At 68.3% G+C, this 15465-nt stretch carries 12 protein-coding genes and 1 riboswitch; of the genes, 10 read left to right on the top strand and 2 right to left on the bottom strand.

Translation table 11 applies throughout. The annotated features are described in order from the left end of the window. Positions 1 to 342: 342 nt before the first annotated feature. From flhB to metF, 8 genes are all read left to right on the top strand, one after another. Positions 343 to 1548, top strand: a complete 1206-nt coding sequence (gene flhB / locus WT16_RS16420; RefSeq protein ID WP_006023813.1) for a flagellar biosynthesis protein FlhB — start codon at positions 343 to 345, stop codon at positions 1546 to 1548. Next, a complete protein-coding gene (flhA, locus tag WT16_RS16415; protein WP_059934770.1) occupies positions 1545 to 3647 on the top strand; it encodes a flagellar biosynthesis protein FlhA in 2103 nt (700 codons plus the stop codon). The genes flhB and flhA overlap by 4 nt, the downstream gene beginning before the upstream one ends. Continuing rightward, entirely contained in the window at positions 3644 to 5356 is a 1713-nt protein-coding gene (gene flhF, locus WT16_RS16410; protein ID WP_063533701.1) for a flagellar biosynthesis protein FlhF, read from the top strand. The genes flhA and flhF overlap by 4 nt, the downstream gene beginning before the upstream one ends. Further along, complete coding sequence (locus tag WT16_RS16405; RefSeq protein ID WP_006023810.1) at positions 5349 to 6161, top strand: flagellar biosynthesis protein FlhG; 813 nt, start codon at positions 5349 to 5351, stop codon at positions 6159 to 6161. Before flhF ends, WT16_RS16405 begins: the two co-directional genes overlap by 8 nt. A 21-nt stretch (positions 6162 to 6182) precedes the next feature. Then, entirely contained in the window at positions 6183 to 6917 is a 735-nt protein-coding gene (locus WT16_RS16400; RefSeq protein ID WP_006023809.1) for an RNA polymerase sigma factor FliA, read from the top strand. Between the two features lie 134 nt (positions 6918 to 7051). Then, positions 7052 to 7191, top strand: a riboswitch (S-adenosyl-L-homocysteine riboswitch). Positions 7192 to 7226: 35 nt separating this feature from the next. Continuing rightward, on the top strand, positions 7227 to 8648 hold the full coding sequence (ahcY, locus tag WT16_RS16395; protein WP_015601770.1) for an adenosylhomocysteinase: 1422 nt from the start codon (positions 7227 to 7229) through the stop codon (positions 8646 to 8648). A 164-nt stretch (positions 8649 to 8812) separates the two neighbouring features. Further along, complete coding sequence (locus tag WT16_RS16390) at positions 8813 to 9166, top strand: phage holin family protein (protein WP_006023807.1); 354 nt, start codon at positions 8813 to 8815, stop codon at positions 9164 to 9166. Between the two features lie 18 nt (positions 9167 to 9184). Continuing rightward, positions 9185 to 10015, top strand: a complete 831-nt coding sequence (gene metF / locus WT16_RS16385) for a methylenetetrahydrofolate reductase [NAD(P)H] (protein WP_006023806.1) — start codon at positions 9185 to 9187, stop codon at positions 10013 to 10015. A 58-nt stretch (positions 10016 to 10073) separates the two neighbouring features. Here metF and WT16_RS16380 read toward each other — a convergent pair whose 3' ends face one another. Together WT16_RS16380 and WT16_RS16375 are read right to left on the bottom strand one after the other, a co-directional pair. Beyond that, positions 10074 to 11564, bottom strand: coding sequence for an amidase family protein (locus tag WT16_RS16380; protein ID WP_041861557.1), 1491 nt, complete (start codon positions 11562 to 11564; stop codon positions 10074 to 10076). Positions 11565 to 11658: 94 nt separating this feature from the next. Continuing rightward, complete coding sequence (locus WT16_RS16375) at positions 11659 to 12351, bottom strand: dienelactone hydrolase family protein (RefSeq protein WP_063533700.1); 693 nt, start codon at positions 12349 to 12351, stop codon at positions 11659 to 11661. 309 nt (positions 12352 to 12660) lie between these two features. On the opposite strand from WT16_RS16375, the gene WT16_RS16370 reads away from it, so the two are divergent. Beyond that, entirely contained in the window at positions 12661 to 13761 is a 1101-nt protein-coding gene (locus WT16_RS16370; RefSeq protein ID WP_063533699.1) for a nitronate monooxygenase, read from the top strand. Between the two features lie 453 nt (positions 13762 to 14214). After that, complete coding sequence (locus WT16_RS16365) at positions 14215 to 15357, top strand: branched-chain amino acid ABC transporter substrate-binding protein (protein ID WP_043281838.1); 1143 nt, start codon at positions 14215 to 14217, stop codon at positions 15355 to 15357. Positions 15358 to 15465: the final 108 nt, after the last annotated feature.

Below are 15465 nucleotides of genomic sequence, written 5' to 3'. Positions count from 1 at the left end.
GGCCCGCGCGCGGCGACTGACGGCAAAAGGGGCGCGAGAAAAATCGCGCCCCTTTTTGCATCGAGACGACGAAAGCCGCGGGGCCGCGCGCGGCGCGTCAGGCGGCGGGAGCCTCGGCGAGCAGGCCGCTGTCCGCTTCGCGCTTCCGGCCTCCGCTCCCGCTCCCCGATCGCTGCCCGATCGCGCCCCCAAGACCCCCTTACACCCGCCGTTCTCCCCCGCAACCGATTCGAAGAAATACCCCGGTTTTCCCGCTTTCCTCGACCGATCGCCCGTTGACCGCCGCGGGAATAATCGGTGTCACTGGAAAGCGGCATCCCGCCGCGCCATCTGGAGGCCCGCGTGGCTGAGGACAGCGATCTCGACCGGACAGAAGCCGCCACGCCCAAGCGCCGCGAGAAGGCGCGCGAGGAGGGGCAGGTCGCGCGCTCGCGCGAGCTGGCTTCGTTCGCGCTGCTGTCGGCAGGCTTCTATGGCGCGTGGATGCTGTCGGGCCCGATCGGCGAGCACCTGCGCACGATGATGCGCGCCGCGTTCTCGTTCGATCGCGCAGCCGCGTTCGACACGAACCGGATGCTGTCGCACGCGGGCACGCTGAGCCTCGAAGGGCTCTACGCGCTCGCGCCCGTGCTCGCGCTCACCGGCGTCGCGGCGCTCGCCGCGCCGATGGCGCTCGGCGGCTGGCTCGTGTCGACGAAGACGTTCGAGCTGAAGTTCGATCGCCTGAACCCGGTCACGGGCCTCGGCCGCATTTTCTCGATTCAAGGTCCGATCCAGCTCGGGATGTCGATTGCGAAGACGCTCGTCGTCGGCGGGATCGGCGGCATCGCGATCTGGCGCAGCAAGGACGAATTGCTCGGCCTCGCGACCCAGCCGCTCGATGCGGCGCTCGCCGGCGCGCTGCATCTCGTCGCCGTGTGCTGCGGGATGACGGTGGCGGGGATGCTCGTCGTCGCGGGCCTCGACGTGCCGTACCAACTCTGGCAGTACAACAAGAAGCTGCGCATGACGAAGGAAGAAGTGAAGCGCGAACACCGCGAGAACGAAGGCGATCCGCACGTGAAGGGGCGGATTCGCCAGCAGCAGCGCGCGATGGCGCGCCGCCGGATGATGGCGAACGTGCCGACGGCCGACGTCGTCGTCACGAACCCGACGCGCTTCGCGGTCGCGCTCAAGTACACGGACGGCGAGATGCGCGCGCCGAAGGTCGTCGCGAAGGGCGTGAACCTCGTCGCCGCGCGGATCCGCGAGCTCGCGGCCGAGCACCGCGTGCCGCTCCTCGAAGCGCCGCCGCTCGCGCGTGCGCTCTATCACAACGTCGATCTCGAGCGCGAGATTCCTGGCACGCTGTATTCGGCCGTCGCCGAAGTGCTCGCGTGGGTGTATCAGTTGAAGCGCTTTCACGCCGAAGGCGGGATCGCGCCCGAGACGCCCGTCGATCTCGACGTGCCGGCGGAACTCGACAAGGGCGCGCACGTCGCGCCGCAAGACGAGCGCGAAGAGGCCGAGGACGCGCTCGGCGGCCGCGCCGCCGGAGGTGCCGCATGAACATGCCGGCCGGCCTCCTCGGCAAGCGCGCGCAGCTTTTCGCGGGCACGAACCTGCGCGCGCTCGCGGGCCCGATCCTCATCTGCATGATTCTCGGGATGATGATCCTGCCGCTGCCGCCGCTGCTGCTCGATCTGTTCTTCACGTTCAACATCGCGCTGTCGGTGATGGTGCTGCTCGTCAGCATGTACACGATGAAGCCGCTCGACTTCGCAGCGTTCCCGAGCGTGCTGCTGTTCTCGACGCTCCTGCGCCTGTCGCTGAACGTCGCGTCGACGCGCATCGTGCTGCTCGAAGGCCACACGGGCCCCGACGCGGCCGGCCAGGTGATCGAGGCGTTCGGCCACTTCCTCGTCGGCGGCAACTTCGCGGTCGGCATCGTCGTGTTCGTGATCCTGATGATCATCAACTTCATGGTGATCACGAAGGGCGCGGGCCGGATCGCCGAAGTGTCCGCGCGCTTCACGCTCGACGCGATGCCCGGCAAGCAGATGGCGATCGACGCCGACCTGAACGCCGGCCTCATCAACGAAGAGCAGGCGAAGAAGCGCCGCCGGGCGGTCGCGCAGGAGGCGGAGTTCTACGGGTCGATGGACGGCGCGTCGAAGTTCGTGCGCGGCGACGCGATCGCGGGCCTCATCATCATGGCGATCAACGTGATCGGCGGCCTCATCGTCGGGATTCTCCAGCACGACATGAGCTTCGCCGCGGCGGGCAAGAACTACACGCTGCTCACGATCGGCGACGGCCTCGTCGCGCAGATCCCGTCGCTCGTGATCTCGACCGCGGCCGGCGTGATCGTCTCGCGCGTCGCGACCGACGAGGACATCGGCACGCAGCTCACGACGCAGCTTTTCACGAACCCGCGCGTGCTGATGATCACGGGCTCGATCATCGTGCTGATGGGCCTCATCCCGAACATGCCGCATTTCGCGTTCCTGCTGCTCGGCGGCGGCGCGATCTGGCTGTCGCGCACGATGACCCGGCGCGAGGCCGCGAAGAAGGCGGCGGGCATGGTCGCCGAGATCGCGCCGCCCGCGGCGCTGCCGGCCGACAGCCACGAGGCGACATGGGAAGACGTGACGCTCATCGATCCGCTCGGCCTCGAAGTCGGCTACCGGCTGATTCCGCTCGTCGACAGGAACGCCGACGGCGAGCTGCTCAAGCGGATCAAGAGCATCCGCAAGAAATTCGCGCAGGAAATCGGCTTTTTGCCGCCCGTCATCCATATCCGCGACAACCTCGAGCTGCGCCCGAACGCGTACCGGATCGCGCTCAAGGGCGTCGCGGTCGGCACGGGCGAAGCGTATCCGGGCCAGTGGCTCGCGATCAACCCGGGCCAGGTTACGGCCGCGCTGCCGGGCGCGCCGACGCAGGACCCGGCGTTCGGGCTGCCCGCCGTGTGGATCGACACGGCGCTGCGCGAGCAGGCGCAGGTGTACGGCTACACGGTCGTCGACGCGAGCACCGTCGTCGCGACGCATCTGAATCATCTCGTCGTCCAGCACGCGGCCGAGCTGCTCGGCCGCCAGGAAGTGCAGGCGCTCATCGAGCGCACCGGCAAGGACGCGCCGTCGCTCGTCGAGGATCTGGTGCCGAAGACGATCTCGCTCACGACGCTGCAGAAGGTGCTGCAGAGCCTGCTCGACGAAGGCGTGCCGATCCGCGACATGCGCACGATCATCGAGGCCGTGTCCGAGCAGGCGGGCCGCATCACCGATCCGTACGACCTCACGGCCGCCGTGCGTCTTTCGCTCGGCCGCGCGATCACGCAGCAGTGGTATCCGGGCGCGGGCGAGATGCAGGTGATGGGGCTCGACGCGAATCTCGAGCGCGTGCTGTCGCAGGCGCTCGCCACGGGTGCGAATCCGGGCCTCGAGCCGGGGCTCGCGCACACGCTGCTCGTCGGCACGCAAGACGCGATGTTGCGCCAACAGAACATGGGGCTGCCGCCCGTGCTGCTCGTCCAGCACGCGCTGCGCGCGATGCTCGCGCGCTTCCTGCGCCGCAGCCTGCCGCAATTGAAAGTGCTGTCCTACGCCGAAGTGCCGGACACGCGCACGATCAAGGTCGTTAACGTCATTGGGGGTACCGCTTGAACATTCGCAAATTCATTGGTCCGACGAGCCGCGACGCGCTGCGCCTCGTGCGCGAAGCGATGGGTGCCGACGCGGCGGTACTGTCCAACCGGACGCTCGAAGACGGGCGCGTCGAGATCGTCGCGCTGCCCGCCGCCGAGCTCGCCGACATCTCGACGCGCCGCGCGGCCGAGGCTGCCGCGCACGGCGCGGCCCAGCCGCATGCGCCTTCGGGGCCGTCGTTCGCGTCGCCCGCCGCATCGGTCGTCGTGCCGAGCGCTGCCGCGTCCGGCGCGTCGGCCTCGGCGCCGACGTTGCGCGCGGCCGCGAATCCGTACGCGGCGGGCGGCATGCCCGACGTGTTCTCGTCGGTGTTCGGCGCGAGCGTCGACACATCGGCCGACGGCGACGCGCAGCCCGCCGTCTCCATGCCCGCCCAGCCCGCCGCGCCGTCCGAGCCCGCGCCGTGGCTCGTCGAGCACGCGAAGCGGCTGACGAAGCAGCACGACGAGCTCGTTGCGCGGCCGCGCGCCGCGGCGCGCGCAACGCACGCGCCGCGCGAGCGCGCGGTAGCCGACGAAGCGCCCGAATGGGCGCTCGACATCGTGCGCCATGCCGCGCGCCGGCTGCCGCCCGACGAACCTTCGGCGGCGAAGCCGGCGCTGCGCCTCCCGGAGGATGCGGCAACCGCCGTCGCAGACGCGGTGAAGGCGCGCATCGAGCGCATCGTCAACGATACGGTGATGCAGGAGCTCGGCTCGCTGCGCGAGCTGATGGAAGAGCAGTTCGCGGGCCTGATGTGGAACGAGCGCCAGCGCCGCAACCCGGTGCACGGCGCGCTGACGAAATACCTGTTCGCGGCGGGCTTCTCCGCGCAGCTCGTGCGGATGATCGTCGACAACCTGCCGGAAGGCGCGGGCTACGACACGCTCGACGCAGCGGCCGACTGGGCGCAGTCGGTGCTCGCGGCGAACCTGCCCGTGCTCGACAGCGAGGATGCGCTGATGGAGCGCGGCGGCGTGTTCGCGCTGATGGGCCCGACGGGCGTCGGCAAGACGACGACGACCGCGAAGCTCGCGGCGCGCTGCGTGATGCGCTTCGGCGCGAGCAAGGTCGCGCTGCTCACGACGGACAGCTACCGGATCGGCGGCCACGAGCAACTGCGCATCTTCGGCAAGATCCTCGGCGTGCCGGTGCATGCGGTGAAGGACGGCGGCGATCTGCAGCTCGCGCTTGCCGAGCTGCGCAACAAGCACATGGTGCTGATCGACACGATCGGCATGAGCCAGCGCGACCGCACGGTGTCCGACCAGATCGCGATGCTGCACGGCGCGGACACGCCGGTGCAGCGCCTGCTGCTGCTGAACGCGACGAGCCACGGCGACACGCTCAACGAAGTCGTGCAGGCGTATCGCAGCGCGGCCGGCCAGTCTGAAGCGGCCCTGCCCGATCTCGCGGGCTGCATCCTGACGAAGCTCGACGAGGCGAGCAACCTGGGCGGCGTGCTCGACACGGTGATCCGCTACAAGCTGCCGGTCCACTACGTGTCGACCGGCCAGAAGGTGCCCGAGAACCTGTACGTCGCGACGAAGAAATTCCTGCTCAAGAGCGCGTTCTGCGCGCCGCGCGAGGATTCGCCGTTCGTGCCGCACGACGACGACCTGCCGGCGATGCTGTCCGCGTTGAGCCCGCGCACCGGCAACGAACTGCACGAGGTCCGCTTTGGATAAGCGCATCGCCGACCAGGCAGAAGGATTGCGGCGCCTGCTCGCCGGACGCGCGTCGCGCGTCGTCGCGGTGACGGGCGGACCGTCGGGCGTCGGCTGCACGTCGACGGTCGCCAATCTCGCCGCGGCGCTCGCCGCGCTCGGCAAGGACGTGCTCGTCGTCGACGAGCGCGCGAACGTCCGCTCGATCACGGCGACGCTGTGCGGCTCGTGGCTGCGCGACGGCGAGCCGGTGCGGCACGAGCTCGGCTTCGCGGTGTGCGAGGCGTCGCGGCTCGCGCGCGTCGGCTACAGCGATGCGCAGCTCGAGACGCTCGGCGACGGCGCGGCGGACATCGTGCTGGTCGACGCGCAGCTCGACGCGAGCGGCGCGTTCTCCGCGCTCGCGCGCGACGCGCACGACGTGCTCATCGTCACGCGCGTGTCGGCGTCGGCGATCACCGAGGCGTACGCGTGCATGAAGCGGCTGCACTACGCGCACGCGCTCGCGCAGTTTCGCGTGCTGATCAATCACGTGCAGAGCGCGGCCGACGCGAGAGCCGCCTACGAGAACCTCGCGGGCGTCGCGAGCCGGTATCTGTGCGTGTCGCTGTCGAACGCCGGTTGCGTCGCCGCCGATGCGCTGATCGAGCGCGCGCGCGGGCTCGCGCACACGGTGGTGGACGCGTTCCCGTCGGCGGCGGCGGCGCGCGATTACCGGCAGATCGCCGCCGATCTGCTGTATTGGCCGATGCGCCCGAGTCCGGGCATCGGCCGGGTCCGGACGGGAAGTTCGGCGTTTGAACGAGGCGCGGCTCATGCCGCCTGAACGCCACGACGAAGAGAGGGCATGATGTATAACGCTCAAGGCAAGATTTCCCAGGACGAAGTGCTGACGCAATATGCGCCGCTCGTGCGTCGCCTCGGCCTGCAGCTCGTCGCGAAGATGCCGGCGAGCGTGGACCTCGACGACCTGATCCAGGCCGGCATGATCGGCCTGCTCGACGCGGCGAGCCGCTACAAGGAAGACCAGGGGGCGCAGTTCGAGACCTATGCGACGCAGCGCATCCGCGGCGCGATGCTCGACGAGCTGCGCAGCAACGACTGGCTGCCGCGCAGCCTGCGCAAGACCTCGCGCGAGGTCGAGCACGCGGTGCATCAGGTCGAGCAGCGGCTCGGCCGCTCGGCGAACGAGACGGAGATCGCCGCGCACCTGCAGATGCCGCTCGACGAGTACCAGTCGATGCTGCAGGACCTGCACGGCAGCCAGCTCGTCTACTACGAGGACTTCGACCGCTCGGCCGACGACGAGCCGTTTCTCGACCGCTACCGCGCCGATCACAGCGATCCGCTGTCGGCGCTGCTCGACGAGCATCTGCGCGACGCGCTCGTCGATGCGATCGAGCACCTGCCGGAGCGCGAGAAGCTGCTGATGTCGCTGTACTACGAGCGCGGGCTGAACCTGCGCGAGATCGGCGCGGTGCTCGAGGTGAGCGAGTCGCGCGTGTGCCAACTGCACAGCCAGGCGGTCGCGCGGCTGCGCGCGAAGCTGCGCGAGCAGGCGTGGGTCGGCACGGAGAGCTGAGCGGCCGCGCGGCGGCCTCGCGCGCGAGGCGCGGCTGAACCGCGCGCGCCGGCGAAGCGGGCAAAATGCCGCACGGGAGCGGCCGGCCCCGCCCGACAGGAAAATTTCGTCTCGATTTGCTACAATCCCACCTCGTTTCCGAGGAGCGTTGCGACGGGCCTCGCCCGCCAGGCTCGGAAATGGTCAACCGAGCGGTGTGTCGGCGCAGCATCGTCGCTTAGCGGCGATCGTTCCCGCCGATGTCGGCCGCTTACTTGAACGGCGCTCACGTCACAATTTTCTAGAACTTTTTTTAGAAAGGAGGGCGTGATGAACGCCGCTGTCATCGATTCCCAATCCGCACAAGATTACGTCGTCGCCGATATCGCGTTGGCCGGCTGGGGCCGCAAGGAACTGAACATCGCCGAGACCGAGATGCCCGGCCTCGTGCAGATCCGCGACGAATACAAGGCGCAGCAGCCGCTGAAAGGCGCGCGCATCGCCGGCTCGCTGCACATGACGATCCAGACGGGCGTGCTGATCGAGACGCTGAAGGCGCTCGGCGCGGACGTCCGCTGGGCGTCGTGCAACATCTTCTCGACGCAGGATCACGCGGCCGCCGCGATCGTCGAAGCCGGCACGCCCGTCTTCGCGTTCAAGGGCGAATCGCTCGACGAATACTGGGAGTTCTCGCACCGCATCTTCGAATGGCCGAACGGCGAGTTCGCGAACATGATCCTCGACGACGGCGGCGATGCGACGCTGCTCCTCATCCTCGGCTCGAAGGCCGAGAAGGACCGCTCGGTGATCGCGACGCCGACCAACGAGGAAGAAGTCGCGCTCTTCAAGTCGATCGAGCGCCACCTCGAGGCCGACGGCAACTGGTACTCGAAGCGCCTCGCGCACATCAAGGGCGTGACCGAGGAGACGACGACGGGCGTGCACCGCCTGTACCAGATGGAAAAGGACGGCCGCCTGCCGTTCCCGGCGTTCAACGTGAACGATTCGGTGACGAAGTCGAAGTTCGACAACCTGTACGGCTGCCGCGAGTCGCTCGTCGACGGCATCAAGCGCGCGACCGACGTGATGATCGCGGGCAAGATCGCGGTGGTCGCGGGCTACGGCGACGTGGGCAAGGGCTGCGCGCAGTCGCTGCGCGGCCTGGGCGCTACGGTGTGGGTGACGGAAATCGATCCGATCTGCGCGCTGCAGGCGGCGATGGAAGGCTACCGCGTCGTGACGATGGAATACGCGGCCGACAAGGCCGACATCTTCGTGACGGCGACCGGCAACTACCACGTGATCAACCACGATCACATGAAGGCGATGCGCCACAACGCGATCGTCTGCAACATCGGCCACTTCGATTCGGAAATCGACGTCGCGTCGACCCGCCAGTACCAGTGGGAGAACATCAAGCCGCAGGTCGACCACATCATCTTCCCGGACGGCAAGCGCGTGATCCTGCTGGCTGAAGGCCGCCTCGTGAACCTCGGCTGCGCGACGGGCCACCCGTCGTTCGTGATGTCGAACTCGTTCACGAACCAGACCCTCGCGCAGATCGAGCTGTTCACGCGCGGCGGCGAGTACGGCAACAAGGTGTACGTGCTGCCGAAGCACCTCGACGAAAAGGTCGCGCGCCTGCACCTCGCGCGCATCGGCGCGCAGCTCTCCGAGCTGTCGGACGATCAGGCGGCGTACATCGGCGTGTCGAAGGCGGGCCCGTTCAAGCCGGATCACTATCGTTACTGATATCTTGATCCGTACCCGGCGCGCGGGCGCCGGGCGGCCGCTCGCCTGACGTCCGCCGCGCGCGGCGCGTCGGCGGGCGAAGTGCGCCGCCCGACGCGTCGCGCGTTCTCATCTTCCGGGGCGGCCGCGCCCGGCCGGATCGTCAACCGCAGAAGGAGCAACCCATGACCGTCATCCTGACCTGGATCATCAACGCGCTCGCGCTCTTGATCATCACGTACCTCGTGCCGTCGATCCACATCAAGAGCTTCGGCACGGCGCTCGTCGTCGCGGTCGTGCTGGGTCTCATCAATGCGGTGATCCGGCCGGTCCTGATCCTGCTCACGCTGCCCGTGACGATCGTCACACTCGGCCTCTTCATCCTCGTCGTGAACGCGCTGTGCTTCTGGCTCGCGGCGTCGCTGCTGAAGGGCTTCGAAGTGTCGGGATTCTGGTCCGCGTTCTTCGGTTCGATCCTGTACAGCATCGTGTCGTGGCTGCTGTCCGCCCTGATCTTCGGTCAGCGCAATATCGGCTGACGGGGGGACACCTGAATCATGAACCCGATCGAACTTTCCTTTGAATTCTTTCCGCCGAAGACGGCGGAAGGCGTCGACAAGCTGCGCGCGACGCGCGCGCAGCTCGCGCCGCTCAAGCCGAAATTCGTGTCCGTCACGTTCGGCGCGGGCGGCTCGACGCAGCAAGGCACGCTCGACACCGTGCTCGACATGCAGAAAGCGGGGCTCGAGGCCGCGCCGCATCTGTCGTGCATCGGCTCGTCGAAGGACAGCCTGCGCGCGATTCTCGACCAGTACCGCTCGCACGGCATCCGCCACATCGTCGCGCTGCGCGGCGATCTGCCGTCCGGCATGGGCGAGGTGGGCGAGCTGCGCTATGCGTCCGAGCTCGTCAGCTTCATCCGCGCCGAGCACGGCGACTGGTTCCGGATCGAAGTGGCCGCGTATCCCGAGTATCACCCGCAGGCGCGCTCGCCGAAGGCCGATCTAGAGAACTTCGCGCGCAAGGTGAAGGCGGGCGCGAACGCCGCGATCACGCAGTACTTCTACAACGCGGACGCGTATTTCCGCTTCGTCGAAGACGCGGCGAAGCTCGGCGTCGACGTGCCGGTCGTGCCGGGCATCATGCCGATCACGAACTTCTCGCAGTTGATGCGCTTCTCCGAGATGTGCGGCGCGGAAGTGCCGCGCTGGATCGCGCGCCGGCTCGAAAGCTTCGGCGACGACAAGGACTCGATCCGCGCGTTCGGCGCGGACGTCGTCACGGGGCTTTGCCGGCGGCTCGTCGACGCGGGCGTGCCCGGTCTGCACTTCTACACGCTCAACGGCGCGGCGGCGACGAAGATCGTCTGCGAGCGGCTGGGGCTCTGACGCCGGCCGGCGCGGCCCGTGCGGCTGCGCGCCGCATTCGTCGCTCATCGCCCGCCGCTCACGCCTGCGCGTGCGCGAGCGGCGGTCGCTTGTCGAACCACGGCTGCGCGAGCTCGAGCTGACGCGCGAGCGTGAACAGGCGCGCATCGTCGCCGTGCCGCGCGACGAACTGAACGCCGACCGGCAGCCCGCGCGCGGTCCAGTGCAGCGGCACCGACATCGCCGGCTGCCCGGTCAGGTTGAAGAGCTCCGTGCAGCCCGCCCACGCGAACGCCTGCTGCGACGCTTCCGCGAGCATGCGCTTGAGGAGCGGCTTCATCGGCAGCACGCCGAGCAGCTCCATCTGCCGCGTCTCGAACGGCGTCGGCTGCATTGCGCCGATCTTGATCGGCGGCGCGGCGAGCGTCGCGCACAGGATCACGTCATAGCGCGACACGAGGCCCGCGACGCGCGCGGTGATCTGCCGCTGCAGCTCGAGCATGTGCGGCAGCCGCTCGCGCGCGAGCCGGCGGCCGACCTGCGCCATCGCCCACGTCGCCGGCTCGAATTCGGCGCGCGCCGGCTTGCGCCCAGTGATGCGCTCCGCGCCGAGCACGAGCTCGTCGGCGATCGCCGCCCAGATCGTCAGGAATACCTCGCCGATCTGCGCGAAGTCGAGGTTGAACGCTACCGGCTCGACGTTGTGCCCGAGCGACGCGGCAAGCGACGCGGTGTGATCGAGCGCGTCGCGCACGTCAGCCGACAGCGCCGGCGCGAGCATCGGGTCCGTCACGTAGCCGATCTTCAGCGCGGGCGGCGGCGCGTCGAGCGCGCCGAGATACGTGCCGGGCGCGCCCGCACCGTCGAGTGCGCCCGGCGCAATCCGCCCGGTGGTGATGTCGAGGAGGAGCGCGCTGTCGCGCACGCTGCGCGAGACCGCGTGCTCGACGACGATCTCACCCGGCACGGGCCACGGCGCAAGCGCCGGATCGCGCGACGGCTTGAAGCCGAACAGGCCGCAGCACGACGCGGGAATCCGGATCGAGCCGCCGCCGTCGGACGCATGCGCGAGCGGCACGATGCCCGCGGCGACGGCCGCCGCCGCGCCGCCGCTCGAGCCGCCCGGCGTGTGATCGAGATTCCACGGGTTGCGGCACACGCCGAACAGCGCCGATTCGGTGTACGGCATCTGCCCGAGCTCGGACGTGTTGGTCTTGCCGAAGATGTTGAGCCCGGCCGCCCTCGTTCGCGCGATGAGCGGCGAATCTTCGGCCGGCACGTAGTGACGATAGTGGCGGCTGCCGAGCGACAGCGGCAGCCCGCCCACCGCGGAGCCGAGATCCTTGACGAGATACGGCACGCCGGCGAGCGGGCCGTTGAGCGCGCCGCTCGTCGCGCGATCGCGCGCGGCCGCGTAGTCGTTCAGCACGATCGCGTTGAGCGCCGGATTGAGCGCTTGCGCGCGGCCGATCGCGGCGTCGAGCAGCTCGCGCGCGCTGACTTCGCGCTGCGCGACGAGCTGCGCGAGCCCGATCGCGTCGTGGCACAGATAGTCGGACTGCACAGTCATCCCCCGTGGTGACGAGCGGCGAACGATTCGAAATGCGAGAGCGGTGACACGGCGCGCGCCCGCGCGATGCGCGGGCGCGGCGATTGCCGGCAGCTTACAGGTGTTCGGCGAGGAAAGTCAGCGTGCGGCCGTGCGCGAGCGCCGCTGCGCGCTGGCCGTACGATGCGCGGTCCGGGCAGTTGAAGCCGTGCTGCGCGTCCGGATACAGGTGGAATTTGGCGTTCGCGCGGCCGGCGAACGCGGCCTTCACCGTGTCGACCGCGTCGGGCGGAATCGACTGGTCGTGGCCCGCGTAGTGGAACAGGATCGGCTGCGTGACCTTCGCCGCGACGTCGACGTGATTCTGAATGCCGCCGCCGTAATACGCGACCGCGACGTCGACGTGCCGCTGCGCCGCCGCGAGATACGCGAGACGCCCGCCGAAGCAATAACCGATCGCGGCCAGCTTGCCCTCGACCTCGGGGCGCGCGCGCAGCGCCGCCGCGGCCGCGCCGATGTCTGCGACCGCCTGCGCGACGTCCGTCTTCTGCAGCAGCTCGATGCCCTTGTCGCGGTCGGCGCCTTCGTAGCCGAGCTCGACGCGCGGCTGCGTGCGCCAGAACACGTCGGGCGCGAGGGCGACGTAGCCGTCGGCCGCGTACTGATCGGCAATCGAACGGATGTGGCCGTTCACGCCGAAGATCTCCTGGATGATGACGATGGCCGGGCCCTTGCCGCGCTTGGGCAGCGCGAGGTAGCCGCCGAACGTGTCGTTGCCGGCGGGGATGTCGATCCATTGCGAAGCCATGCTGATCTCCTGGCAAAGCAAGACCGGTGAAGGTCCTGACGGTGAATGGGGATGCGGCGCCCAGTGTGCCATCAAACCCGCGTCGTTGCAGCGCGGCGAAACGGCTCGCGCGGCGCGCGCGGCGGCCGAATCGGCGGGCCCCACGCCCCCCCCACGAGCCTTCTCGCCGCGCGAACGGACCGATCTGGATTATTCATTTTTCACGCATCGCGCGTGCGCGTAGAGTCGGTTCGTCGAGTATTCGATTCCGCCCGTCTTTTTGCATGACCGCCTCCGCATCCCGGCCTCCCATCCATTCGAGGATTCGCCATGACTTCCCGTATCGCTCCGACTCCGTTCGCCGCCCGTTTCGATTTGCGCCTGCCGCTCGTGCAGGCGCCGATGGTCGGCGCGACGACGCCCGCGCTCGTCGCGGCCGCTTCCAACGCCGGCGCGCTCGGCAGTCTGGGCGGCGCGTCGTTCGCGCCGGACAAGCTGGCCGCCGAGATCGCCGCGGTGCGCGCAGCGACGCGCCGCCCGTTCGCCGTGAATCTGTTCGTGCTGCCCGACGCGCATCCGGACGACGCGGTCGTGCGCCGTGCGCTCGGTGCGATCGATCCGCTGCGCGCGCAGTTCGGGCTGCCGCCCGGCGCGCCGCCGGCGCGCTACGCGCCCGACTTCCGCGCGCAGCTCGACGCGCTCGTCGATGCGCGCGTGCCGGCCGCGAGCTTCACGTTCGGCGTGCTCGATAAAGACGATGTCGCGCGGCTGCAGGCCGTGGGCACGTATGTGATCGGCACCGCGACGCATGTCGCCGAAGGGCTCGCGTGGCGGGCGGCGGGCGCCGACGCGATCTGCGCGCAAGGCGCGGAAGCGGGCGGCCATCGCGGCACGTTCGTCGGCTCGGCCGAAGACGCGCTCGTCGGCACGATGGCGCTCGTGCCGCAGCTCGTCGACGCGACGGAGCTGCCGGTGCTCGCGGCGGGCGGCATCATGGACGGGCGCGGGATCGCCGCCGCGCTTGCGCTCGGCGCGCAGGCGGCGCAGCTCGGCACCGCGTTCCTCACGTGCGCGGAAAGCGCGATTCCGGCGTGCTGGAAAGCGCGTCTGCTCGCGAGCGACGATACGTCGACATCCGTCACGCGCGCGATCACGGGCCGTCATGCGCGCGGCATCCGCAATGCGCTGATGGCGCAACTGACCGAGCGACTCGATTCGGTCGCGCCCTATCCGGTGCAAAACGCGTTGACGCAGGAGTTGCGGCAAGCCGCCGCGTGTGCGGGCGACGCCGAGTATTTGTCGTTGTGGTCCGGTCAGGGGGCGCCGCTCGGCAAGCACCGCGATGGAGCGCAAACGGCCGCTCAATTGATCGACGCGCTCGACGCCGAATGGCACGCGACCCTTTCCCGCCAGGGTATTTCGGTAGCCTGACGAATTGGCCGGCGCGACAAAAAAGCACGCCGGCCGCATTGTCGATACGTTCTGCTTGCCGAATTATTTCAGCCGGAAAGCATTGATTAAAAACATGATTAAAATCGCTTTCCCAATCATTAAGCATGCCTTTCATTTTCCGCATTCATTCTTCATCCGAATAGGCGCAAACCCTTATGTGGAGCGGGTTTGCGGCCGGCGATCCCGGCTTTGAAAAAAGGCGACATCGGTAGTCATCCCAGTTCTCTAAAAATATCCTACTGATAAATTTGATCACCTACACTTGCGCGCAAGCACGTGAAGGCCGCCCCGCATGCGGTGCATCGCGCGCTTAATTGGTGCAGGTGGATAAAGCAATGCAGCCGGCGAATGCCCAGTGATTTTTGTCGAGCACGGGGATCGGTGCGGGGCGTCGGTGAAAGTGTTTTCTTGGGATTGAAACTGGAGACTTACATGAATATCAAGATGCAAAAGCTGCTGCCGATCAGCGCGGCGGCTATGCTGTTGGCTGCAGCCGCCACGAACGCTGCCGCCGACCAGGTCGTCAAGATCGGCCATGTCGCACCGTTGACGGGCGGGATCGCCCACCTTGGTAAGGACAACGAAAATGGTGCGCGCCTCGCGGTCGAGGAGATCAACGCAAAGGGTCTCATGATCGGCGGCCAGAAGGTGACGCTCCAGCTCGACGCACAGGACGACGCGGCCGACCCGCGCACCGCAACGCAAGTCGCGCAGAAGCTCGTCGACGACAAGGTCGTCGCGGTCGTCGGCCACCTGAACTCGGGCACGTCGATCCCGGCCTCGAAGATCTACAGCGATGCGGGCATCGTGCAGATCTCGCCGTCGGCGACGAATCCGGCGTACACGCAGCAAGGCTTCAAGACGACCTACCGCGTCGTCGCGACCGATGCGCAGCAGGGCCCGGCGCTCGCGAACTACGCGCGCTCGAAGGGAATCAAGAGCGTCGCCGTCGTCGACGATTCGACGGCCTACGGGCAGGGTCTTGCGAACGAGTTCGAGAAGAAGGCGAAGGCGCTCGGCCTGAAGGTGGTGTCGCATGACGCGACGAACGACAAGGCGGTCGATTTCCGCGCGATCCTGACGAAGATCAAGGGTGAAAATCCGGATGCCGTGATGTACGGCGGCATGGACGCGACGGGCGGCCCGTTCGCGAAGCAGGCGAAGCAGCTCGGCCTGCGCGCGAAGATCTTCGCGGGCGACGGCGTCTGCACGGAAAAGCTCGCGGACCTCGCGGGCGATGCGACCGACAACGTCGTGTGCTCGGAAGCGGGCGCGTCGCTGGAAAAAATGCCGGGCGGCGCGGCGTTCAGGGCGAAGTACGAGAAGCGCTTCGGCCAGCCGATCCAGATCTACGCGCCGTTCACGTATGACGCGGTATACATCATCGCCGACGCGATGAAGCGCGCGAACTCGACGGACCCGGCGAAGATCGTCGCGGCGATGCCGAAGACGAACTACACCGGCGTGATCGGCACGACGACCTTCGATTCGAAGGGCGACCTGCAACACGGCGTGATTTCGCTGTACGACTACAAGAACGGCAAGAAGTCGTTCCTGGACGAAGTGAAGATGTAACCGCCTGAGCGGCCGACGGAGGGGGCGAGGCGCGCATGCCCGAAGGCATGCGCGCCTCGTTTTTTGTCGATGCGGAAAGCGCGCGATGCGCGCGGCGGCCGATGGCCG

Source organism: Burkholderia sp. MSMB1589WGS (assembly GCF_001636105.1).
GTDB classification, from domain to species: Bacteria; Pseudomonadota; Gammaproteobacteria; order Burkholderiales; family Burkholderiaceae; genus Burkholderia; species Burkholderia humptydooensis.
This window is presented reverse-complemented; position numbering and strand designations above follow the sequence as displayed.